We start from the raw sequence: 23,279 nt of genomic DNA, 5'->3' as shown, positions 1-23,279 counted from the left end.
ACTAAAGGTCCGATTTGTTCGTCTATACTGTTGAGAAGATTGAAAGACTGCACGGGTTCCCCTACTCAGTTCAGGGAGGTAAACATGGCACATTGGAAAAGTCGGGCATTTAACAAAGTGCTTGAGCGCGTTATGCGCCAACGTATGGCTCGCTGCAACGATGTACATGAAATGCGAGAGCTGATCACCAACATCGATCAGTATGGCGCGCTTATCAACGCTCCCAAACTAATCAAGCGCTCCCCGTGCAGTTGGGCTGATATTCCCTGTGAATGGGTTGACATGCCAGCATCCGACGACAACTTGCTGCTGCTCTATTTCCATGGCGGCGGCTTCTGTTTTGTCAGCCCGAATACCCACAGCAGCTTCATCGCTCGGGTGTGTCAGAAGATCTCTGCCCGTGGCCTGATGGTTGATTACCGTCTGGCTCCGGAGCATACGTATCCCGCAGCCCACGATGACTGCTACAGGGTCTACCGCGCGCTGCTAAAAGCAGGCTACGACAGCAGTCAGATCGTCCTGATGGGCGATTCGGCCGGCGGCAATCTGGTACTCGGGACCATACTGCAGGTTCAGCAGAGTAAATTGCCACTACCCGCCGCTGCAGTGTTGCTCTCGCCGGTGTCAGATATGGAGATGACAGGAAACAGCGCCTATGAAAAACGTAATGACGATCCGTTTTTCGATCTGCCCTCACTGCTGCTGATGCGCAATACTTATCTCAACGGTGCACCGCCCAGGGATCCCTTGGTTTCACCCATTTACGCCGACTATTTGAAACTTCCTCCCACGCTGATCGTGGTAGGCTCTGAAGAGGTCCTGCTGGATGATTCAACTCGTCTGGCCGACAAACTGACACAGGCCGAACACCCGATCGAGCTGATTGTGGGTAACGGTATGCCCCATGTTTATCCGTTGTTTAGTCAGATCCGTGAAGCCGGAGAAGCGATTGACCGCATTGCCCACTTTCTTCGGCAACACGATGTGATAAAAGGCGAAGAACCCGCTGCTTAAAAAGCACTCTAATATTGGAGGGCTCAGCAGCGGGAATTCGGCTCTCGATGATATGAATTTAGCCTAGCCCGTGAGTTGCTCTGCCCAGCGCTGATGCTGAATCAGTGCCGCCCCATGCTCAGGCGCCACGTAGGGAGAAACCAGGGTCAGCATGCGAATCACGCCTTTTCGCAGCAGTGCCGGCTCGTCGAGGCCAGGATCCTGAAGAATTTGGTAATGCGCCCAATGCAGGCCAACCAGCAACAGGTTGTCGGCCAGAATAGTCTGCTCGGCTTGATCGACCTGTAAAACGCCGAGACTGGACAGCTGTTCCAGCATGGTCATGATCAGTCCCTTCAGTCGACGAACCAGAGCGCGGATCCGCCGACCAAGGGCCGGCGAGTCACAATGCAGGTGATCCAGACTCCTGAAGATAAACTGGTAACGCAAGAAGTGCTCCATCAGTCGGTGCAGAAACGCCCAATAGTCCTCCAGGCTCTCAACCTCTCGTGAAAACGCCTGACTATCGTCGGCAAACAGCTGGTCACATTCGCTGATCAACACAGCGAGGATCTCATCCTTGCCGCGAAAGTGGTAATACAGGTTACCAGGGCTGATCCCAAGCTCAGTTGCGATCTGCAGGCTGGAAATGGGCTCAACCCCGTGCTGATTAAACAGACATCGGCTTGCCTCAAGGATCTTGGATTTGGTCTTCACTAGGCCTCCATACTCCGGTTACATCAACGCGGTTATTTACCTGACTACGCGGCGCTGACTGCTATCTGCTGCTGAATATGTTTAAACTCGGCCTCGGCCAGACGCTTGATATCCTTAGCAACAAACTCCCGCAGGGTGCCGCCAATAAGTGGCAGCGATGCTGATACCGAGATGGTGACGTGGTTCTCACAGCGTTGATTGTCATCAAAGGCGATCAGTCGCATTTCACCTTGCACCGTCACCGGCACGCCGACGATCTCCACCACCAGGTCACAGGAGATGGTGTCGTCGTCCAACCAGTGCCACTGCTCCTGCTGACGGATCTGATTCGAAGCGCCAAGCACAGCTTTCAGTACCGATGGTACCTGGGCTGGCACTTGTCGTTCGGTGCGGGTCCTGAACCCGTCGTCGGTTTCTGCCAGTTCCCGGACCTGAGTATGATGTGCTCCGAGCTTTGCATATTTCTCTTCGATAAGGTCGGTTTCGCTAAAAAAACGGATCACCTCATCCAGAGGTGCCGCGTAGGCATGAACCAATTCGATTCGTTTCATTCCCACTCCTTGGTCGTCTGATTTTCTGTTTACTGATTATCCTGCTGCTTAATCCAGCACAGGCTTACAGATGAATATCCCGGATAAAACTGGACAGGGCCTGTATCTCCCGCTGTATCTGCTGCTGATTTTCGTGGGCAGCCTCAGCTTCGGGTAGATCCGGTCGGTACTTTTGATCCAGCTTGTCTGGGTACATATGAAAATAAGTGTTCATGATCAGCTCACCCAGTTTCGGGAATAGCCCGTGCACCAAGGCACCGAACATACCCAGCCGGGTAGCGACGCGCTTCGGCCGATCAATAACAGCTTTGGCAACCATCTCTGCTGCTTCTTCGGGGCTGAGAGTTGAGACCGAACGATAGGTTTCCACCGGCTCAAGCATCGGCGTGTCGACCAAGGGCATATGGATCGTCGTCATATGTATGTTGTAGTCAATCAGCTCTGGAGCCGCACAGCGGGTGAAGCTTTCCAGCGCGCTTTTAGATGCAGCATAGGCAGCAAAGCGTGGCGGATTGGTCAGCACTGAAATCGACGAAATATTGATAATGTGGCCACCGTTACTGGCGATCATGCCGGGCAGACAACCGTTGATAAGCCTCAGTGCGCCGAAATAGTTTATCTGCATCAGGCGCTCATAATCGTGGAAACGGTTTAGTGAGTTGATTACCGGGCGGCGGATCGAATGACCGGCGTTATTGATCAACACATCGACCTTACCGAACTGCTGTCCAACCAGTTGCATCATGACATCCACGGCTTCAAGGTCGGCAATGTCGCAATAATATGCCGCCGCATTGCCACCTAGCTCTTCGACTTCGCGAACCGTCTCCTGCAGTCGTTCGGCGTTACGCGCCACCAGCAACATCTGTCCCCCTGCCTTCGCTAGCTTAAGGGCAACGGCTTTACCTATGCCTGATGATGCGCCTGTGATCATCACCGTTTTACCCTTCAGCCGTGCGTTGAGACTGCGCGCCAGATGCAGGTCAGGGTCCAGGTTTCGCTCCCAGTAATCCCAGATTGCCGGGGCGTAATCGTCAAGCCTTGGACAGCTGATGTTAGTGCCTTCCAGGGCCCGTTGGGTATTGCGGCAGTCAAACAGCGTTGGCGTGGTAAAAAACGCGGCCACCGCTGGCGGGATCCCGAACTCCTGGCACAGGGATTGGCCCAGACGCTTTAACAGGGGCTGATTGCCTAGCTCCTTGCGCAGCGTTTCGGGCAGTAGCTCCAGCAGACGCAGGTCAATCCGCATCGCCATCCGAGGCGCGTGTCCTGCGCGGGCGAAGATATTCACTATCTCGCCGGCTCGGAAAGGCTCAGGATCGGTCAGATGAAAACACTGGCCGTTCAAGTCCGGCTGATGGGAAATATGATCCATGGCATCGGTGACAAAATCGACCGGCACCAGGTTCAGGCGCCCCCCTTCAAGCCCAAGCATAGGCATCCACTGTGGCAGGGAATCGCGCATTTTCTGAATTAACTTGAAGAAATAGTAAGGACCATCGATACGCATGGCCGCACCGGTTTTCGAGTCTCCGATCACCACCCCTGGCCGATAAATTTTCCATGGTAATGCACTCTGCTCACGCACCAGCGCCTCGGAGGCCAGTTTACTGGTCAGGTAACTGTGACCCTCGGGATGAGCTTGCTCGAACATATCTTCATGGAACCAGCCACGATACTGGCCAGCGACGGCTATCGAACTGACATGGTGAAAACAGCCGGCACCCAGTTTTTCAGCTAACTGAAGCGCATGACGGGTACCGTCGATGTTGACGTTGTCGATAGTGTCACTGTCGGCTTCGAACGAATAAACTGCGGCTAGATGGAAGAAATGTGTCACGGAGTTGCTGAGTTGATCGATCCACTGGGTCGCGATCCCCAGCTTCGGTTGGGTCAAGTCGCCCTGGACAAACACCAGGTGATCCGTTGGGAACCCGAGCTGTTTTGCCGCATTCAGGATCTTAATCTGGCTATCGTCATTGCGAACCAGCAGGTAAAAGGTTCCTGGCCGTTTGGTCAGCCGTTGTAAGAGGTTTAAGCCAATAAATCCGCTGGCCCCGGTGATAAAGTAGTTCATATTCATTCCTTGACTAGCCTCCATAACATTTATTTAACCGTGCCAATTTCGCGTGGCAACATTATTTCCCTATGCCATTTAAGCATAGCAAACTGGTACGACCACTTTGTGTTAACTAGGCCACACAAACGCCAAAAAATAAGCTGCGCTAGTTTATGATATGTGCCGGCCAATGTTGGACCGGATGAAATACTCAAGGAACAGGTTGTTTTAAAAGTGTTGCCTGACAGTAACTTGCGAGAAAAGCCGCTTCTGCCATCAGCAGGGTGATGTTGAGAGCAGAACAAACCCGAGATTCGGGTTTCACTGTAGCTTCAAAGAAGACGGCCTTCTGACCCGTGATTACAAGGGCTTTGAAAAGGGCATTAAAAAGAAGTCTGGCCGGTATAGCCGATCATATTGCATTGGCGATGAATAAGACCGGCGCGTTTTTGAGTTATTTGGCTAGCTCACGCTCAATCGCTCTCACCAGCTTCCGGGCATCGGGTTTGGTGGTCGACGAAAACCAGTCAACCAGTTTGCCGTCTTTATTCACCAGGAATTTGTGAAAGTTCCAGCGCGGTTTACCCACGAAACCGACTTGCTGCCCGGCCCAGGTATAGAATGGGTGCTGACCTTTGCCTTTCACCTTTGTTTTTGCGGCTAGTGGGAACGTCACCCCGAAGTTAAGTTCACAGAAGCTATTGATACTGGCATTGGAGGCTTTTTCCTGACCTCCAAAATCGTTACACGGCACCCCGACTATTACTAACCCCTGGTCACGATAGGTTTCCCACAAAGTCTGCAATTGCTTGTACTGCGGGGTAAAGCCGCACTCTGAGGCAGTATTGACCACCAGCACTACTTTGCCCTTGTAATCGGCTAGTGATAGCACATCACCAGCGATAGTATCGAAACTAAAATCGTGGGCATTGCCTTCGCGACTTTGCCAGGGAACACTGACTAAAGCAGCGATATATTGGATTTTACTAAACATCAAAAGTCCCTTCTGGTTTAGAAAATGGGAGACCTGCTGTTACGCTGTGTGAATCATAAAGTTCACACTGACTTGGTTTTAATCCCTTTGATATGTGTAGCTCAACAAATTAGAAAGGGCACCCTAAAACGGTTCTGGATCAGGTGGTGTTGCCTTGAGCTATACCTATCAGACAATCAGACAATCAGACAATCAGACAATCAGACAATCAGACATGTCTGTGCGATTTACGGCTGCAGCCCGGCGAAGAATAAATTAGAGGCCTGATCCGATGAACTGTATCTGCTTGATCAGGCGCTGGCCAAACGCTCGACCAGGTCGACGTATGCCTGTTTAGCCTTATCTGACTCCATGCCACGCAAGCGTTCCCACGCTGCATACTTGGCGCTACCCTTAAAGTCGAACAGACCAGGCCGTCTGCCCTGTACATCGCCAGTGCTGCCTTGTTTGTAGTAGGCGTAAAGTGACAACAGCGTTTCATCATCAGGCCGTTGCTTCAACGTTTTTACGGCGTCGGCTGCCGCTTCGAACTGGGAAGAGAGATCACTCATGGAAAAGTCCTTTTTCTCGATAATTGAAGGTCACCGTCAAGCAGTGCTCCGACCAGTTTACAGCAGCCATAAATGTTTACACAATAGCTCAAAGAGTGACCTAGGCAGTAAACTAGGAAAAATCCCTTCCCGATAGATTCGCGTCTTGATGTACAGATAAATCAACTCGACGGTACAAATTATTCACAGTGCCTGCGTGTCTCTTTTTGATTTGCTCAACGATCTTCTCTGCCATCATGATGGTTGGGGCATTGGTATTTGCACCAACCAAGGTTGGCATGATAGAAGCGTCAATAACACGAAGCTGCTCGATACCATAGACTCGGCCTTGATTATCTACTACCGCTTGCTCATCCTCTTTTGGCCCCATTTTACAAGTACTGACCGGGTGATACTGAGTATCGGCTCGGTTTCGGATGTCTTGCTCAATCGCCTTATCATCATTAGGATCAACAGGGTAGAAGTTGTCACCACGCACATCATCAAAGGCTGAGCTTTGCAACATCTGATACTGCTTTTTCCACCCTTTGATCATTAAAGGCATGTCATCAGGGTGACTGAAAAAGTTGGGATCAATCGCCGGAGCCTCATATGGATTGCTACTTTTGATGGTAACTGTGCCACGACTCTTAGGTCTCAGCAGTGTCACATGGCAGCTAAACCCATGGCTAGTATGAACCTTTCTTGCATGATCGTCAGCCACACCCACCAAAAAGACAAACTCCAGGTCGGGCACATCTACCCCTTCTCCAGAGCGGAAAAATCCAATCCCTTCAGCAATGTTACTACTCAGTTTGCCTTTGCGCTCCTTCTTCCACTCCGGTAACGCCTTGCGGATATCGTTGAGCATTTGCAGTGAAATACCAAACGTCTCATTCTTGGCTGAGGTCTTAAAGCTATGTATTAGGTCGATGTGGTCTTGCAAGTTCTTGCCTACACCTGAAAGCTGGTGTACCTGCTCAATGCCGTGTGGTTCTAGATCGGCTTTATCGCCAATACCAGAAAGCTGCAGGATCTGCGGAGAGCCAAACGCACCTGCAGACAATATCACTTCATGTTTGCAATAGATGCGAAACACCTTGCCTCTAGAGCCATACTCCACACCCACCGCGCGCTTACCTTCCGTCAGCACTTTATGCGTGGTGGCTTTGGTCACAACAGTTAGATTAGGGCGATCAAGATTCGGGGTAAGGTAAGCTTTTGCTGCGCTGCAACGCTCACCATTTAATTGAGTCACTTGGGTCCGCATGGCACCGAATTGCTCGGCGCCATTCACATCTGGATTACGCGGAATGCCGACCTCTTCACAGGCATCAAGATAGCGTTCAACCATAGGACTTGGTGAACGCAGGTTAGCGACATTCAATGGTCCACCTTGACCATGAAACTCATCTTTTAACTCTTCATTGTGTTCTGCCTTTTTGAAGTAAGGCAAACACTCTTCATAGCTCCACCCTTCGTTACCTAAGCTTGCCCAAAGATCATAATCGTACTTATGGCCTCGGGCATACATCATCGCGTTAATAGAGCTTGAACCACCTAAAGTTTTACCTCTAGGTTGATACCCTTTACGGCCATTAAGACCAGACTGCGGCACCGTTTCAAATGCCCAATTGTTGATCTTAGTCGGCACCATGGCCACCACACCTACCGGTGTGTGAATAATGGCACTGTCATCTTTACCACCTGCCTCTAGCAGACATACTGAAATAGTTTCATCCTCAGTAAGGCGTGAAGCCAGCACACATCCCGCTGAGCCTCCACCAACGACAATGTAATCGTAACGCTCCATATTACTCCTCCTATGTCATTTCTACTGTTAACTCGCGTTTCAGAGTCTTACCTGTCGCCGTGATTGGTCGGGATTCACGAATAAAAAGACGACACGGGTATTCGTAAGCAGCGAGTTGCTCTTTACTCCAAAGAATAAGGCTCTCTTCGTCGACTTGTATTTCCGCTTCTAATACGATGTAAGCGTATACTCATTCAGATAATTTTTCATGTTCAGCACCGATAATCTAGGTCATTTCTACCGCTTTCTCTGTGGCTTCTGGACTACGGTAATAGCCTTTCATCACGCTTTAGCTGTTAATGCATACTTCACCTGTTGCCAGCGCGTTTCCTTGTTTATCAGAGAGTTGGGTCGTTATCGAGTTACTGCTTCTTTGATCGCTACTTGAGATCGGCCTTACTAGCAAACAGCATCAGCCCCTTGAATAGGGGAATCTCATACAACGTGCTGTGAAGGCAAATTACGTGACTTAGTCTTTATTTTCAGTTGCCTACGTGTTGAGAGTGCTCTGTACTCTTTTGACGATGACGGCGCTTATTGGCGTGAGTAGTATCAAAATACGACATACCCGAACAAACTATATTGTCCCCTGATAAAGGCATAGGAGTGCTATCTAGTAATTAGTGATGTATCCACAATGTTGATGTGGTTAACAGAATGATAATTTTTCATTATGCGCTTGGTTTTCTATGTGGGATCATGTTCTGGTCCCATAAGCGTGGAAACTGTGTATCAGTGCCTTTGCCAAGTCTCAGTACAATTACAACTCACTGGAAAGGGTCAGCCTTCTGATCGAATCGAATTCAAGTTTCCAGTACTGCTTATGGCTTTCGGATACTCCTCCTTGGAGCGTCTGCCCGTTTACTCAAAGGAAGCCATAATAATGAATAGAAATGATAGTGTCCCTTTGCCCTCCAATACCCGGGAGTGGTTGTTTAACCGAAACAGCATGATCATATTAGCGGACCTGGTGTTGTTCACGGTGCTCTACAATACGTTACCTTTCGAGTCGGATGTGGTTTTAGGCATCAGTATTCTGGTGTTTATTGCCGTGCTTTGGCTGACGGAAGCTCTGCATGTGACGGTGACCGCGATTCTCGTGCCGGTGGTCGCCGTTTTGTTTGATGTCTTTAATACGCAAACCGCTCTCAACAATTTTGCCAACTCGATCATTTTCTTGTTCCTGGGAGGATTCGCGCTCGCTGCTGCGATGCATCGACAGGGGTTAGACAAGGTAGTGGCAGACAAGGTGCTGGTGATGGCTAAAGGCCGAATGAGTGTGGCGGTCTTCATGCTGTTTGGTGTCACGGCTTTACTGTCTATGTGGATCAGTAATACTGCGACGGCGGCCATGATGCTACCACTGGTACTCGGAGTACTCAGCAAAGTGAACGAGGATAGTGGTCACAATACCTATGTTTTCGTCTTACTCGGAATTGCCTACAGTGCCAGTATTGGCGGGATTGCCACTATGGTTGGAAGTCCTCCTAATGCGATTGCGGCCGCGGAAGTGGGGTTATCCTTTACAGACTGGATGGCATTCGGCCTGCCCACATCGATTATTTTGCTACCGATTGCGCTAGCGGTGTTGTTTTTCGTGCTTAAGCCCAAATTGGATGGTGAGTTTGAGATCAGCCACGAACCCGTCAATTGGGATAAAGGTAAAGTGGTGACCTTGCTCATTTTTGGCCTCACCGTATTCTTCTGGATTTTCAGCAAGCCCATCAACGCCATGCTCGGTGGATACTCTAAGTTCGATACCATTGTAGCCTTAGGTGCCATTGTCGCTGTCAACTTTGCTCGGGTTGTTCATTGGAAAGATATTGAGAAAACCGCGGATTGGGGAGTATTGCTGCTATTTGGCGGGGGTATCTGTCTGAGCAACGTATTGAAAGCAACAGGAACCAGTGTCTTTCTGGCAAATGAACTCAGCGATCTGATCTCTCAGTTTAGTATGCTGTTCATCATTCTTGTGATCGCTGCGTTTGTTGTATTCTTAACAGAGTTTGCCAGTAATACAGCTAGTGCGGCATTGCTGATCCCTGTATTCGCTAGTGTTGCCGAGGCGTTCGGTATGTCACCTGTGATTCTGTCGGTACTGATTGCGGTCGCGGCATCTTGCGCCTTCATGTTGCCGGTTGCAACGCCACCCAATGCGATTGTCTTTGCGTCCGGGCATATCAAACAACAGGAAATGATGCGCATTGGTATTGTTTTGAATATTGCCTGTATTGGGGCGTTAACGTTTATTGCGCTCAGTTTTTGGGCCTAATCGGCGCTTAACTACCAACAAAGGAGTCACCAGAAGGTGACTCTTCTACTTTTAACGGTTTGTTTGCTACCTGAACAGAGAGAGCAGATTCTCATAAATGAGGTTTGCTCCAAGCGCAGAAAGGTGGATTCCATCATTTTGATATAGTGACGAGTATCCTTCTTTTTCTGCGTACCGTTCAAATGCCTGGTAGATGTTGATGACGCAGAGGCTTTCGGGACCATGTCCGTACATCTGCATCAGCTTAGCTGCATGAACATCACTCAATTCGGTCACTGCTGCTCTCAACGTATCGACCAACTCGGGTTTGTGGCCAAACATGGGCAGTGAACCAATCGGATCGATGGCTGAAGTGACCACCATGACAGGACGAATACCATGATGCTGAGCCTGAGCGATCATTGAGTTTATATTGCTTGCTACCACACTAATATCGGTGCCCCAGTTAAGGTCATTGAGTCCACCAAACAGAACGAAACAGTCCGGTTTTTGGTCCAGAACCTGCTCTTTAAAGCGTGCGAGCATGCCAGAAGTTGTATCACCCGGAATACCACAGTTAATAAATTCACTATCCGGAAAGGTATTTGCCAGTTTATCGGCCCAGTTTTCTCCGGCCTTCAGACCCCAGCCTGCGGTCAAGCTGTCTCCCAGTAAAACGATCTTTTTCATTATTTTGCTCACCTGATGATCGAAAAAGCCGCTCGTGTAGAGCGGCTCACGCAATGAGTTCCACGCTAGTTTTTGTTAATGTACTCTTTGAAGCGCGCTTTAGTTTCGGCGTCAGCCTTGTTATACCAAAAGATCAACATTTCTTCCGCAGTATTGTCTGCAGTGCCCGCTGGTGATGCGACTTTAGCGTCAGCCGGGTCTGCTGGCAGTGTTGTTGGAATGGCCGCGGCGGTGACCATACCTGCAGCCGCAATCGCAGCGACACCACCTTTACGGTTATAGTCTTCAGATTCACGTTGGTAATCTCGCCCAATCTGCATACCGTCTTTTACCAGTTTATCTTGAGTAACAGGAATGACATTGCCGTTTGCATCGGTCAGGGTCCATTCGAAGCTATCAATGTTTTTCCTGGCCTGACGTTCATTTTGGTAGGTCGGAACGGTAAGTGTAAGCTCTGCATCCGTTGCTTCAAACCTTGCTATGATCGCCTTACTAGGCACATTTACCCGCTCCTCGCGGTTCAGGTCAAAGTAAGGTTGAAATCGAAACACGATTTGGTTAACACCATCAGGCAGCGTTGCGGTTTTACCCGAAGAGAAGAAGCCATTAGATTTCGTGTCAGGGTCACCTGCATTAACTGCAAGCAGGTCTACTGACTCAGGAATTTTGATCGTCACATCTGCGGCAGCCATCGTGCTGAAACCGGCAAGAAGTGCAATAGTAAGAGTCTTTAGAGCTTTCATGGTAGTTTGTCCTAGCAAAATCATTCTTTCATTTTAGCGTACTCTAGCTTGCCTATGTTAGTTGTTGATTGCAACCAGGACAAATCTCTGCAGGACAGTTTTAATCAAGAATTGACATGATCTTAGCAACCTTTCGCACCTTCTTCTTTAGTGAGTATTTTATCGGTGAATCACTGTATTTCAATTTATTGGCTTTGATAATGCCCTTTGGGGGAGTGCGGATTCATCTAATGGGTCTTAGTGTTAAGTATTGCTTTTTCGAATAGGTTGATTTTGTCGGTTGAGGCGACTCTAGTAGCATTTTGACGCATTAAATTTGATTGTTTACACACGCACGTGATGGGCTTACCGCTCTTAAGAATGGAATCTCGGTGCGAACTTAAAAAAATAACGAGTTACCTAGAGATTTCATTTGAAAACACCGACAAAGTTAATCCCGATGTTAGCCTTGTGCCTGCTAACGCAATCGCCATTTTCCTATGCGCAGAAATCAGCGCCTTCTTCGTCAAATACTGAGGGCACGGAGGAGGGGGTGGAAGGCGAGATGTCCACTTTACCAGACAGAAAGTTTGCCGCTTTCCCGGTTCCCATCACTGATGACGCACTCGGCGTTGGTCTTGGCATCAACGCCATGTATTTGCACGATCGTGCAGAAGGCGCCACTAACCCTTCCACTAGTATGTTTTACGGTCAATATACCGATTCTGACAGCGGGATGGCCATTGTGGGGCACGAGCATGTTTTTGCTTACGATGCCTGGCGCGCAGGTTTTTACGCTGGACATTTTAGTCTGAATTTAAAATACACAGGCCGAGTTGGAATGCAGTTGCCAAAGGCGGTTCAGTATTCAACCTATTCAAATTTTGTCTATGGTGAAGTGCGAAAGCAAATTATTGATGATCTCTACTTTGGTGTGCAGGGATTATGGAGCGGCGGTGATGCCAGTCTGAATGAAAACACCGATCCTGCAATTAAAAAAGCCTTTGAACAGGAAATGAGTGGCAGCAACCATGCCCTTGGTTTCTTGATGACTTATGATTCAAGGGACAATATGATGGGAGCTACAAATGGGTTAAATGTCGATTTGAGCACACTACACTACTCAAAAGACAGGAATACCGGAAAGCCGTTTCATCGCCTAGATGCCGAGGTGAGCCAATATTTCCCAATCGGTGATGATGTACTTGCCTATCGGGTGATTGGAAAGGAAATGCTAGGTGAGACGCCAGAGTACGAGTTTGTTACGCCCGACCTGAGAGGTGCTGACTGGAATAAATATCGAGGAAGTGCGGTGTACCAGGCGGAAATAGAGTATCGACGTAAGTTTACTCAGTTATGGAGTGGAGTCGCGTTTGCCGGTGCAGCGATGGTTCGCAATGATGATCGACATCTCGCTAATTCGGTAAAGTCAGAGGTGATTCCTTCAGCGGGTATTGGTATTCGATATTTGTTAAACGCGAAAGAGCGATTTTCAATTGGTGTCGATGCCGCAGTCTCTAAGATGGGAAATACCAGTTTCTATATTCGATTTGGAGAGGCGTTCTAGGAATCATCAGTTTTATCATATTGATTTATCGCACAAATGACCGCTCAATCAGGTATGTTGCCGGGTTATAGTTGAGTGCTTTTTTTGTGCTATTGTTTTACGATAGTCGCTTGTTAATAATTAAGTCAAAGGGTTGGATATGCTGAATATTGAACAGCTTGTCGCATTTGTCGCTGCCGCGGAGCAAGGCTCCTTTTCTGCCGCCGCCAGGCATTTGGGGAAAAGCCAGAGTTCGGTGAGTATTGGTGTCAATAATCTGGAAGTAGACCTTGGGGTCACTCTGTTTGATCGCAGTACGAAATATCCAAAACTGACGCCTCAGGGAGAGCGAATGCTTTCTCAGGCGAAAGTTCTACTCAGACAGGCGGAGCGAATTCGCAATTACTCCAAAGCGAGTGTCGACAGCGTGGAAGATACGCTAAAAATTGCCATTGACCCGTTGCTTCCGTTTGCGTTGCTCGAATCTGCGATTGAAAAAATGTCGCAACGTTTTCCCTTCACTCAAGTCGATGTATCACGTTTGAGTGCCCAGCACTTAACTAATGCCATCCTTAATGACGATGTCGAGTTAGGCTTCAATCTAGCCGCGGACGCAGTTCCTGAAGGACTGGACTTTATTTCGATAGCAAATATTGAGTGGGTGTGCATCTGTAGCCCAGACTCAATTTTTGCTGATATGCCTCAGGTGAGTAACGAGACTTTGATTGGTGAGCGTCAGATTGTATGCAGAAGTATGATGCTAAACAACGTCCTAAAGGCGCAAGGGGCATTCTCTCAAGATATCTGGCAAGCGGACGATCAGGAAGACGTAATAAAGTTGGTAGAGCAAGGTATAGGCTGGGCGATTGTTCCGAGGGACTTTATTGTCGATAAACAGTCTATGGGGACGTTGATAGACTTTAGACCGGAATTCCAGCGTTATGAGATGTTAAACTCCGCCGATGTATTGTGGAAGTCCAATACTCGTTTGGGGCCGGCAGCGAAGTACCTATGTGAAATGCTGGGCGTTTTTTAGACATATCCAGGCGTGTCACCCAACTGAAATGATATAGCCGTGTGAGTTGTACTCACACGGTTTTTTTATTCCTGATACACATGCACTTTATTACGCCCCTGTAGCTTAGCCTGTTGCAGGCTTTGGGTGGCTCGTCCAATGACGGCATCGGTGCTGTCTCCTGTCGCGGTTAGGCCAATTGAGACGGTAGCTTTAATCCATTCATCATGTACGTTCAGCGGTAGCTTCTCGATAAGTTGACGTAACCAGTCTAATTGCTTTTTGGCATCTGACATGTCATTGGCATTGAAGAGAAGGGCAAATAAGCCGCTTTCATACCGGCCAATGCAATTGGACTTGGGTTTGGGGAAACTGCGCTTAATGATATCTGCAATATAGAGAATAATGGTATCTCCCACCATGTCACCATAGTCTCGATTTAGCGAGCGAAGCCCATTAATATCGATCAAGGCAAAATAACAGGATGGATTGTGCAACTGCACCGAGAGTGCATTTCTCATCGTTAGTTTGTTGTCCAACCCGGTAAGCGTGTCTTTGCTGTTGAGGCGCTGAAACAGTAAGAGATTGGATAAGGCGACTTCCGAGAAGTCTCTGATCGCCCGTATAACACCATCAAAGGCGAAAAAGGAGCTACGCAGATAGATGATACCAATCAGGGAGTCGCGCTGATACAACGGCAGTGTGTAGTGGCGTCCATGTATCTGTAACTTGCGGGCGAGTTCATCATAGTCACTGTTGTACATGTAGTTGAGTTCACGCAAAGTTAGTATTTTTGGTAGTGTTTCACATTGATGAATAACCTTGCTATTACCATGGAAGTCAATGGTTTTGAAGTTTCCGCTCTCTTGTTCATAAAGACAAAACTGCATACCTCTATGGAAGGTGAATCGATCAAAGACTGCGCGCAAATCATGTTTGAAGTGGGCAATATCTGGAGCTTGATTCAATTTAGCCAGGGACTGGTTGAGTTGATAGCTTATATAGTTGATAGAAAACAGCAGCAAGAACAGCGCAAAAACGACCAGTGCACTGAGGCCAATCTGATAGGAGGTAAACAGGATATCTGCACGACTGGTTCCTGAGACGAACACCCAGTTCATTGGATTACGCGCATCAAACTCACTGATTTTGAGCTGGCCGTTGTAGAAATACTCGTAGCTGCCGCGATTTTGACTATTTTGTATCTGTTCATCCAATCCCCCGAAATAGCTGATGGATCGCGTGCCAATTCGCGTAGGGTTAGGGTGGAAAATTAACTGACCAGTTGTCGCATCAATCACGAAGACATAGCCTTCTTTTAGCGTTTTCAGGTTGGCGAGGTATTGTGTGATGTGTTGTACGTCCACTTCAAACCATACTTCTTTTTGTTGGTTATTCAGTTGTTTAATGGCAAATACCCAGAAGCCATCGGATTTTTGGTACAGGGTTGAAACCGCATACTTATGAGACAGCGCATTAAACGCATTCCATTGAATGCTTTCCAGAGTTGAGAATGGCAGGCTTTCCCCTCGTGTATCGACATACGATTGGGTGCGCTGATCATATTGGGCAATGCTTTTATACAAGTAGGTATTAGCGAGAGTTTGATGAGCCAGGGAAGAAAATATGGGGGTATTTGCTTGCTCCTGAAGGAGATCAACCTTGGCGAACGTGGTTTCTATCTGCGACCAAACCAGAGCTGAAGCGGTTTTGACATTCGATTGCGACTGCTCTTTGGCAAGTTGCTGAGAGTTTTGGTACTGGCGAAAAGAAATCACCACAAGAATCACGATGAGAGTGAAAGTGAGTGGTTTAAATGCTCGCAGCAAAAATTTAGGTAGAGACATTTTCTATTAAACGAGTTGGGTATGAAGGCATGGTACTACTTGCTCAGGGACAAGTTCAAAGGAAATTTGATGTAAAGCTATTTGAGATCAAATTGATACAAAAAGAGCTTGAAAAACAAGCTCTTTTATAGAAAATCACAAAGACTTTATATCGGATTAAGAATCACGCGAATAATGCAGTATGGCCATCGACATTGGAGCCTGTAGAATTTCGCCTTCAGCATGTCCGACTTCCGACTCCGCGATATGAGTATCGCAGATCGTTTTCCAAATCTGACCTTTATCCTTTGGCAGGCTGAATCTGGCCGGGGCTTTTGTTTGGTTGATAAGATAAACCATTTCATCGCCTTCTTCACCGATACCGATGTGCAGTGCAACGCTGCTGAGTTGATTCCAGTCTTCCATACTCATCAATTTCCCGTCAACACGACTCCAGAAAATCCGATTGTCATTGCGCTTCTCACCACTAAATGCACGAATAAATGGCACCATGTATTTCTGACGAGCCGCTAACATATCGGCCAGCCATTGCTTAAAGTGATCTTTCGCTCCGGTCATTTCCCAGCTCAGCCAGCTGATTTCGTTGTCCTGACAGTAAGCATTATTGTTACCGCGTTGAGAGTGTGACAGCACGTCAGCGGTTAGTATATGTGGGATCCCAAATGAAAACAGCAAGGTTGCCATAAAGTTGCGTTTCTGCTTCTCACGAGTCGCTAATACCACAGGGTTGTCGGTTTCGCCTTCGGCACCATAGTTGTCAGAACGATTGTCGCCATGACCATCACGATTTTGCTCACCATTTGCTTCGTTGTGTTTGTGTTTATAAGACACAAGATCCTGCATAGTGAAACCGTCATGGTAGGTAATGTAATTGACGGTGAGCTTATAGGGCCAGTTCGCAGCGCTATAGAGGTCTCGAGACCCCATCAATCGTGTCGCAAACTCCTTCAGATAGCCTTGATCACCTCGCCAGAAACTACGGGTAATGTCACGCAGACGGTCGTTACACTCGTTCCAACCAAATGGGAAATTTCCTACCTGATAGCCATTGGGACCAATGTCCCACGGCTCTGCGATGAGCTTGGTTTGCTTAAGAACCGGATCCTGAGCCACGGCACGGAAAAAGGCGGCCTCTCGATTGAAGTTGTCACCGTTACGACCCAGCGTCGCGGCCAGATCAAAACGGAAACCGTCTACTTTAAACTCTTGCACCCAGTAACGCAGGGTATCCATGACTAGATTAAGCGCTGGTTGATAGTTTAGATCGACGGTATTGCCGCATCCGGTGAAGTTAGCGTAATACTCGCCATGACGAAGATAGAACTTCGAATCCAGTGCCTTCAAGTTAAATACAGGTCCGTTATCACCACCTTCTGCGGTGTGGTTGTAGACAACATCCAGAATCACTTCTATACCGTGGCGGTGCAGTTCTCTAATCGTAGTTTTCAGTTCAGTGACTGCATCGTTATTTGCGTACCTTGGGTCCGGAGCCATAAAGACGTAGGGGTTATACCCCCAGTAATTGACTTTATCCATCTGCAACAGGTGTGGTTCGTGCATACAGGCGGCAACAGGGAGCAGCTGAATGGAGCTGATGTTCTGCTGTTGGTAAAATTCCAGCATTTCCGGGCTGATCAATCCGAGGTATTTGCCCCGGTGCTCCGATGGTACTTGATGATTGAGTTGGGTTGATCCCTTGACGTGAGTTTCAAACAGAACCATTTCTTCACGTGGTATGCGTGGCAATTCTGTATCCTGCCAGTCAAAGCGATCATCTGTGACGACACAGCGCGGCAAGTCGAGGCTTTTCTCGGTATTGAATGGAGGTACGTAGTGCAATGAAGAGTCTAATGCTTTTGCATAAGGGTCAGAAAGATAATGACTTTGCTCATCATGCTTGATGACATAACCGTAGCGTTGGCCTGCCATAATATCAGGAACATAGATGTGTCGTATTCCCGCATATTCTTGAGTTAGCGGGAACAAAGTACAATGATTGTTGTCATCAAAGAGAGCCAATTGAATATTGGGACAATCTGGTGCATGTATAGAGAAATTACAACCTTGAGCATCCAGCGTTGCACCTAAAGGATATGGGCTTGATTGATGTTGTGTCATAAGATTTTTTTCTATTTGTTCGTGAATGACATTACTTAAACCTTCACTAGTTAATAGGTTTGTAAACTTTAGGTCAAGCTAAGATCACAGAATTTTAAATGTAATTTAATTTCAGCGTGTTTACTCAGATGTTATAAAAGGTGATAGGAAGCGTATTCTGCGCGTCAAAATATTACTGATATCAATGCTACTCCCCCCTTTTTTTGTGATCTAGTCTATAAAAACGCCGTACGGTTATTTTTCTACTCCTCTCTCATCCCCCTTAAGTTAACAAAAGGTGGAGGACGTATCACTCCTTCGACTCCGTTAACCTGACATCGTTCAATCAACTCGGGACCCTAAACCGATATTTCAAGACTGGAACACTTCGGTACTGCCTCTGAAGCGTTTTAGAAATAAGAAATTGAATATAACGATAAGTTAAACGGAGTTTTCTAATGAAAAAAGTAAGTGTAATTGCTGCTGCAGTGGTAGGTGTGCTAGGCGCTGGTTCAGTATCAGCGGCTGATGTTGATTATCACGGTTATTTTCGTGCAGGCTTTGGTGCGAATGTAGATGGTGGTTCTCAATATTGTTACGGTAACGGTGGCCCAACAACGTTTGGTCACGCAGTAGGTCGTCTGGGTGATGAGTGTGATGTTTACGGTGAGCTGGCTCTTAATGTGAACAACGCATGGGAAAGCCAAGATGGTGGTGCTTTCAACCTTCACACACTTCTGGCATTCGGCACATACGAAGATGGTGGATTGGATTACCGTGGTAACTCATTCCAAAGCATCGGAACTGACCCAGAGAATCCATGGAACGGCCAACGTGCCTCTTTCCGTGAAGCGTGGGCAGACTACACCATGTCTAACGGCCTGAAACTTTGGGCAGGTAACCGCTACTACGGTCGTAAAGACATCCACATTCTGGACATGTATTACATTAACAACTCAGGTAATGGTGTTGGTCTGGAAAACGTGGATCTTGGTTTTGGTAAATTCCACGTTGCTGCAGTTCAGCACAAATGGAAAGCGCCAGTTGCTGATGCAGATGGTAATCCAGTTGAAGGTACTCAAGTATTCTCAACGGCAAACACAGTTGACCTTCGTTTGACGGATATTCAAACAAACGAAGGAGGCAGCATGGAGTTCATTCTTCTTGGTGCAATGCCTTCACACACTGATGCGCAAAAAGACCAGGAAAACAACCCTGATGGCAACTTTGGTGACTATGGTCTGGACAAAGCGGGTATCTCTTTCACAGCAGAGCATACTCAAGGTCACGGCATGGGCTTCAACAAAGCAGCAATCCAGGTTTCTACTGAGGGCTACGCATGGTCTGGTTTCGTAGGTAACCACCTAGGTGACTCATACAACATGGAAACGGGCCAAGAAGGTCGTAAATCTTACCGTTTCATCGACTGGGGTGTGCTAGAAGCGGAAAAATGGAACCTAGGTTACTCGTTCGTATACGCGCAACTTGACAAAGGTACTGACGGCGAAGATGCAACAGCAATGAGCGTTGTTGTTCGTCCGGGCTACAAGTGGTCAGAGACTATGAGCACAGTATTGGAACTGGGTTACTTCCAACAGGACTTCGGTTCTGACTGGGGCGCGGAGAAGCAAGATCTGAACAAAGTAACGATTGCTCAACAATGGCAAGCGGGTTCTAACTTCTGGGCTCGTCCGGCAATCCGTGTCTTTGCAAGCATGTACAACGGTGACCTGGCTGTCGAAAAGAACGACATGATGGTGGGCGCGCAGGTTGAAGCTTGGTGGTAATCTAACCGCTAACAGTTATCTGCTGTCCAAATAAAAACGATAGCCAGCAGTTCATCGCTGGCTATTTTTTTCTTCAAGGTGATATATATGAAACGGATATTGTTTTCTTCTCTTGGCTTAATGGCTCTGCTGGGTTGTTCCAGTGCCATTGATGTATCAAACCAAGTGAGCTCAGTAGAACTCGCCAACATTTCTGCGACGAGTTCGGTACAGTGGAATGACGTATCCGTCCCTTCTGCCTTTACATTTAACTTTGATGAACATTCACAGCGACTGGCTTCGGCTGATATCAACAGTCCGGTTGCAGGGTTTTCGTTTGAACCCGTTGAACAAACGATAAATATCGCACTTACAGCACCGATGAAGAATCTGTCGGTGTTTGCTCCCAGTCTGGCGCTGTACGATCAGGATTATCGATTGCTGAAAGTCTTCAAGTCGACTGCATTTGGCTATGACCGTAACGACTTTATCAAAGGCGAGGTGTTGTCCGGTGAGGTGTCGATCACTCTGCCGCTGACGACCACTCGTGTAAATGCCGTCATCTTTACTACGCCAGAAGACATAGCGAAGACAACCACAATCATTCACCCAGCGAAAGCGATGGCGATTGCCAAACGCAACGATCCACCAGCCATTGCCGATCCGGTGGTCAGACATAGTGATATCGGCAGTGTGAACGTTAAGCTATCCACACCAAATTCATTCTCTTTGTTACCAGAGAACAACAAAGCGCCGTCCACACCAGTCGCTGCAGTGGATCCGGACTTGAATCAAGCTGTAATGGTCGCACCACAACCGGAAAGTTCGACGTTCTATCTCAACGCGATAGAAAAAGCCGTGGATGCGGGCGATATTCCCAAAGCGCTGGCTTTGCTTGAAGAAGCTAAGACCTTAAAAATAGAAGGCGCTCAAGAAGCCTTTGTTAAGGCAATTAATAGTAAGAAATAAATTCACAGTACGACTTTTATTAACCCTGAGCATATTTCTCATTAATTTATGAGTGAATGGCTCGGGGTTTTTTATTTCTTTTGGGTGGTGTTGCCTCTTTTCTGTTTACATTTCGATAAACACAAAATGTGATTTTCGTCAAAAGATTGACCGTCTATAAAGTGGGGAATTGTCAGTAGGACTTTGTGATTCAAATCACGATATTTAGGTCATCTTGTCGTCGAAAGTCCTCATGAATCATATTTTTTGTTGCCGCATTTTCGAGAAGTTCCATTTTGCTTAGTAACAACTAACTAGTAACCCGATAATAGCGGGTGCGTTACTCACGAATCAGGCAATAGGAGCGTCTATAAAACTGAGATTTCTTCATTATTCTCTCACTTCGATTTTTCTCATCGAATCATTCTATCCACTGCCTTTTCAGAATATCGATAGAGAAAACAATAATAAAAAACGGAGTTAATAATGAAAAAGTATTCTCTTATCGCTGCTGCGATTGCAGGCGCATTGGTTGCTACCCCTTCTTTTGCTGTTGATTATTTCGGTTATTTTCGTGCAGGCACTGCATTGAGTTCAAATGGAACTGGTGACGCGAGCTACGAAAAGCAGAAAGTCGGTCGTCTGGGTAACGAAAATGACAACTACTCAGAGTTTGGTTTTGGTAAAGATCTGCAGACCGGCGAGCAGACATGGCGCGTAGAGTCGATGATTGCTTCGGGTAATAGCGGCACTAACGGCTGGCAAGACGGTGACTTCAATGTGGCGCAGTACAACGTTCAGGCGACTGGATTGTTTAGTTTTGATCGCCAAGCTACTGTCTGGGCGGGTAAACGCTACTACCAACGTAAAGACGTTCACATTACCGATTTCTACTTCCTGAATACCTCGGGTACAGGTGGCGGTATTGAGAATATCTCTGTCGGTAATCAAAAACTGTCACTGGCGCTGATCGATCACAGCAGTTCAAAGCAAAAGACGCTGGATGGCAAGGAGTGGGTTCGAGTTCCAGGACAAAACCCTAGTTCTCCTGATGGTTGGAAGGAACAAGACAAATACAAAGAAGACGAAGTTAAAGCTTACGTAGCAGATGTTCGCCTGGCGAATATCGGCCTTTGGGAAGATGCGACACTGGAAATTGCGGGTGTCTACAACTTTGCCACGGGTACGGCATCGGGTGATAAAAACGTAAAAGCCGACGATGGTGTGCTGGCGACTGCGATTCTTCACCAAAACATGTCCAATGGCTTTAACCAGACAGTGGTTCAATACGGTAATAGCTCATACGGTGCGCAAATGGCCGACTTGGGCAATGGTGGCAACTTTGACCGTAAAGATGACGCTAACAACGGTGCGCAGGGTGTCCGTCTTCTGAACTGGGGTGTGATCAGTCTGGGCGATAAGTGGGAAATGGGTCACCAATTACTTGCTGCGCGTTCAACAGATGCTGCGATCTCGGCGACAAACAGAGCAAAAACGGATCACGATTTAATCTCCGCAGTGATTCGTCCAATGTATCAATGGACAACTACCGTTCGTACCATCTTTGAGGCGGGTGCTTATCAGGAAAACTACAGCAATGCTGGCAATAAGAAAGGCAGCAAGTTTACTGTGGCGCAAGCCTTCTCAATGGGAGAAGGATTCTTCGCTCGTCCAGAAATTCGAGTGTACGGCACCTATCTGGATGACCGCTCTGACAGCGCTCAGTTGTCTGACAAATCGAAGAAAAAAGAATTCCTTCTGGGTGTGCAAGTAGAGGCGTGGTTCTAATAACCACACAGAATCAGGTCGGGTATTGTCCCGACCTGCATTTATGATCAAGTGAACAGGAGATTAGCATGAAAGTATCATCCATATTTTTAGGCAGTTGTGTTCTGCTCGCTGGCTGCCAGAGTACCGAGGTCATTGAACAAGATGCGGTTCACAGCAAGTTAGTTGAACGCAATCAGATGGGTCTGAACGCATTCGCGGTTAAAGTGCCCAGTGAGCACAAGTTTGCCATTAACCGTAATACTCAGCAGTTTGATATTGATGGCGTGACCAGTCCGGTGACGGCGGTGGCATTGCCCAACTCTGCGGGTGCTCTCGACATTACAGTGACCAGCGTTATTGGAAAAACCGCCTTTGCACCGTATGTTGCGATCATCCGAGAAGACGGGACGGTGGTTGATGGCTATCAATTTGACCAGTTTACATACCAGAAACCTCGTTTCCATTTGGGAAATCGACTTACCCTCAATTTTGTGTTCATGCCCCTGGCTATGGACAGTGAACTGACGCTGGTTGTGTACACTAAGCCAGAGATGATAGGAAACAGTGTGTCAGTGATTCATCCGGCAAGGTTAGATGCAGAAGCAAGAGGAAACCATCTTCCTGAGGTAAAGGACATTGATATTCCATTTGCGCTACAGGGTGAGATTGTTATCGAAATTGACACTGCTCGTCATCAGCTTGATATTGGGTCCGCAGATAAAAGACCCCATTCAGTGACCGAGCAGAGTGCGGCATTTTACCGACAAGCTATTCGAGATGCAGTCAAAGACAACGAACTGCAAAAGGCCGTGAGCATGCTGGAAGAGGCAGAGTCACTAGGCATTTCAAACGCCAGAGAAGTGTTTAATCAGGCAATCAACGATAATTCGAGTAACAACTAGCAAAAAGTTGTAAAACCGTGTGACGGATCGTCAATCAGATTTAATTAATCCGTCAACCTGCCGTTACT

At 47.6% G+C, this 23,279-nt stretch carries 18 protein-coding genes; 8 read left to right on the top strand and 10 right to left on the bottom strand.

All coding sequences use genetic code 11. The features are described 5' to 3' along the window. Positions 1–84 precede the first annotated feature (84 nt). Entirely contained in the window at positions 85–1,014 is a 930-nt protein-coding gene (locus C4S60_RS13125; RefSeq protein WP_103880808.1) for an alpha/beta hydrolase, read from the top strand. Between the two features lie 63 nt (positions 1,015–1,077). Here the strand turns inward: C4S60_RS13125 and C4S60_RS13120 are convergent, their stop codons facing one another. The 6 genes from C4S60_RS13120 to C4S60_RS13095 all read right to left on the bottom strand — a co-directional run bounded on the left by C4S60_RS13120 (position 1,078) and on the right by C4S60_RS13095 (position 7,657). Further along, entirely contained in the window at positions 1,078–1,710 is a 633-nt protein-coding gene (locus tag C4S60_RS13120) for a TetR/AcrR family transcriptional regulator (protein WP_103880807.1), read from the bottom strand. Positions 1,711–1,754: 44 nt separating this feature from the next. After that, on the bottom strand, positions 1,755–2,261 hold the full coding sequence (locus tag C4S60_RS13115; protein ID WP_103880806.1) for a DUF2505 domain-containing protein: 507 nt from the start codon (positions 2,259–2,261) through the stop codon (positions 1,755–1,757). Between the two features lie 64 nt (positions 2,262–2,325). After that, the gene (locus C4S60_RS13110; RefSeq protein ID WP_103880805.1) at positions 2,326–4,338 is read right to left on the bottom strand and encodes an SDR family oxidoreductase; all 2,013 of its coding nucleotides are present in this window, start codon (positions 4,336–4,338) and stop codon (positions 2,326–2,328) included. 436 nt (positions 4,339–4,774) lie between these two features. Further along, complete coding sequence (locus tag C4S60_RS13105; RefSeq protein WP_103880804.1) at positions 4,775–5,314, bottom strand: glutathione peroxidase; 540 nt, start codon at positions 5,312–5,314, stop codon at positions 4,775–4,777. Between the two features lie 290 nt (positions 5,315–5,604). Next, positions 5,605–5,865: an acyl-CoA-binding protein gene (locus tag C4S60_RS13100; protein ID WP_103880803.1), complete on the bottom strand. Its 261-nt coding sequence runs from the start codon at positions 5,863–5,865 to the stop codon at positions 5,605–5,607. A gap of 112 nt (positions 5,866–5,977) precedes the next feature. After that, entirely contained in the window at positions 5,978–7,657 is a 1,680-nt protein-coding gene (locus C4S60_RS13095; protein WP_103880802.1) for a GMC family oxidoreductase, read from the bottom strand. Positions 7,658–8,540: 883 nt separating this feature from the next. On the opposite strand from C4S60_RS13095, the gene C4S60_RS13090 reads away from it, so the two are divergent. Next, positions 8,541–9,929 carry an SLC13 family permease gene (locus C4S60_RS13090; RefSeq protein ID WP_103880801.1) on the top strand — a complete coding sequence of 463 codons (1,389 nt, stop codon included), beginning with the start codon at positions 8,541–8,543 and terminating at the stop codon, positions 9,927–9,929. 66 nt (positions 9,930–9,995) lie between these two features. Here the strand turns inward: C4S60_RS13090 and C4S60_RS13085 are convergent, their stop codons facing one another. Together C4S60_RS13085 and C4S60_RS13080 are read right to left on the bottom strand one after the other, a co-directional pair. Further along, positions 9,996–10,598, bottom strand: a complete 603-nt coding sequence (locus tag C4S60_RS13085) for an SGNH/GDSL hydrolase family protein (protein ID WP_103880800.1) — start codon at positions 10,596–10,598, stop codon at positions 9,996–9,998. A gap of 65 nt (positions 10,599–10,663) precedes the next feature. Then, on the bottom strand, positions 10,664–11,341 hold the full coding sequence (locus C4S60_RS13080; protein WP_103880900.1) for a DUF2057 family protein: 678 nt from the start codon (positions 11,339–11,341) through the stop codon (positions 10,664–10,666). Positions 11,342–11,885: 544 nt separating this feature from the next. Here C4S60_RS13080 and C4S60_RS13075 point away from each other — a divergent pair. Next, positions 11,886–12,887, top strand: coding sequence for a BamA/TamA family outer membrane protein (locus C4S60_RS13075; RefSeq protein ID WP_146060868.1), 1,002 nt, complete (start codon positions 11,886–11,888; stop codon positions 12,885–12,887). 139 nt (positions 12,888–13,026) lie between these two features. After that, positions 13,027–13,902 (top strand): LysR family transcriptional regulator, encoded by an 876-nt coding sequence (locus C4S60_RS13070; RefSeq protein WP_103880798.1) that lies wholly within the window; start codon positions 13,027–13,029, stop codon positions 13,900–13,902. 65 nt (positions 13,903–13,967) lie between these two features. Here the strand turns inward: C4S60_RS13070 and C4S60_RS13065 are convergent, their stop codons facing one another. Together C4S60_RS13065 and glgX are read right to left on the bottom strand one after the other, a co-directional pair. Then, a complete protein-coding gene (locus C4S60_RS13065; protein ID WP_103880797.1) occupies positions 13,968–15,728 on the bottom strand; it encodes a sensor domain-containing diguanylate cyclase in 1,761 nt (586 codons plus the stop codon). A gap of 156 nt (positions 15,729–15,884) precedes the next feature. After that, the gene (gene glgX, locus C4S60_RS13060; RefSeq protein ID WP_103880796.1) at positions 15,885–17,846 is read right to left on the bottom strand and encodes a glycogen debranching protein GlgX; all 1,962 of its coding nucleotides are present in this window, start codon (positions 17,844–17,846) and stop codon (positions 15,885–15,887) included. Positions 17,847–18,283: 437 nt separating this feature from the next. Here glgX and C4S60_RS13055 point away from each other — a divergent pair, with 437 nt between their 5' ends. The 4 genes from C4S60_RS13055 (at position 18,284) to C4S60_RS13040 (ending at position 23,211) form a co-directional block, all read left to right on the top strand. Then, the gene (locus tag C4S60_RS13055; protein ID WP_103880795.1) at positions 18,284–19,612 is read left to right on the top strand and encodes a maltoporin; all 1,329 of its coding nucleotides are present in this window, start codon (positions 18,284–18,286) and stop codon (positions 19,610–19,612) included. Positions 19,613–19,699: 87 nt separating this feature from the next. Beyond that, positions 19,700–20,560 carry a MalM family protein gene (locus tag C4S60_RS13050; RefSeq protein WP_103880794.1) on the top strand — a complete coding sequence of 287 codons (861 nt, stop codon included), beginning with the start codon at positions 19,700–19,702 and terminating at the stop codon, positions 20,558–20,560. 465 nt (positions 20,561–21,025) lie between these two features. Further along, positions 21,026–22,327 (top strand): maltoporin LamB, encoded by a 1,302-nt coding sequence (lamB, locus tag C4S60_RS13045; protein ID WP_103880793.1) that lies wholly within the window; start codon positions 21,026–21,028, stop codon positions 22,325–22,327. Positions 22,328–22,395: 68 nt separating this feature from the next. Next, a complete protein-coding gene (locus C4S60_RS13040) occupies positions 22,396–23,211 on the top strand; it encodes a MalM family protein (protein ID WP_103880792.1) in 816 nt (271 codons plus the stop codon). Positions 23,212–23,279: the final 68 nt, after the last annotated feature.

The sequence above is a fragment of the Vibrio hangzhouensis genome (genome assembly GCF_900107935.1).
Taxonomy (GTDB): Bacteria; Pseudomonadota; Gammaproteobacteria; order Enterobacterales; family Vibrionaceae; genus Vibrio; species Vibrio hangzhouensis.
Note: the sequence above shows the minus strand (reverse complement) of the source record. Positions and strands in the feature narration are given on the sequence as shown.

What these genes read in the sequence shown, in the direction of transcription:
- C4S60_RS13125 (WP_103880808.1), top strand. Translation starts at nt 85, where the DNA reads ATGGCACATTGGAAAAGTCGGGCATTTAACAAAGTGCTTGAGCGCGTT.
- C4S60_RS13115 (WP_103880806.1), bottom strand. Translation starts at nt 2,261, where the DNA reads ATGAAACGAATCGAATTGGTTCATGCCTACGCGGCACCTCTGGATGAG.
- C4S60_RS13110 (WP_103880805.1), bottom strand. Translation starts at nt 4,338, where the DNA reads ATGAACTACTTTATCACCGGGGCCAGCGGATTTATTGGCTTAAACCTC.
- C4S60_RS13105 (WP_103880804.1), bottom strand. Translation starts at nt 5,314, where the DNA reads ATGTTTAGTAAAATCCAATATATCGCTGCTTTAGTCAGTGTTCCCTGG.
- C4S60_RS13100 (WP_103880803.1), bottom strand. Translation starts at nt 5,865, where the DNA reads ATGAGTGATCTCTCTTCCCAGTTCGAAGCGGCAGCCGACGCCGTAAAA.
- C4S60_RS13095 (WP_103880802.1), bottom strand. Translation starts at nt 7,657, where the DNA reads ATGGAGCGTTACGATTACATTGTCGTTGGTGGAGGCTCAGCGGGATGT.
- C4S60_RS13090 (WP_103880801.1), top strand. Translation starts at nt 8,541, where the DNA reads ATGAATAGAAATGATAGTGTCCCTTTGCCCTCCAATACCCGGGAGTGG.
- C4S60_RS13085 (WP_103880800.1), bottom strand. Translation starts at nt 10,598, where the DNA reads ATGAAAAAGATCGTTTTACTGGGAGACAGCTTGACCGCAGGCTGGGGT.
- C4S60_RS13080 (WP_103880900.1), bottom strand. Translation starts at nt 11,341, where the DNA reads ATGAAAGCTCTAAAGACTCTTACTATTGCACTTCTTGCCGGTTTCAGC.
- C4S60_RS13075 (WP_146060868.1), top strand. Translation starts at nt 11,886, where the DNA reads ATGTCCACTTTACCAGACAGAAAGTTTGCCGCTTTCCCGGTTCCCATC.
- C4S60_RS13070 (WP_103880798.1), top strand. Translation starts at nt 13,027, where the DNA reads ATGCTGAATATTGAACAGCTTGTCGCATTTGTCGCTGCCGCGGAGCAA.
- C4S60_RS13065 (WP_103880797.1), bottom strand. Translation starts at nt 15,728, where the DNA reads ATGTCTCTACCTAAATTTTTGCTGCGAGCATTTAAACCACTCACTTTC.
- glgX (WP_103880796.1), bottom strand. Translation starts at nt 17,846, where the DNA reads ATGACACAACATCAATCAAGCCCATATCCTTTAGGTGCAACGCTGGAT.
- C4S60_RS13055 (WP_103880795.1), top strand. Translation starts at nt 18,284, where the DNA reads ATGAAAAAAGTAAGTGTAATTGCTGCTGCAGTGGTAGGTGTGCTAGGC.
- C4S60_RS13050 (WP_103880794.1), top strand. Translation starts at nt 19,700, where the DNA reads ATGAAACGGATATTGTTTTCTTCTCTTGGCTTAATGGCTCTGCTGGGT.
- lamB (WP_103880793.1), top strand. Translation starts at nt 21,026, where the DNA reads ATGAAAAAGTATTCTCTTATCGCTGCTGCGATTGCAGGCGCATTGGTT.
- C4S60_RS13040 (WP_103880792.1), top strand. Translation starts at nt 22,396, where the DNA reads ATGAAAGTATCATCCATATTTTTAGGCAGTTGTGTTCTGCTCGCTGGC.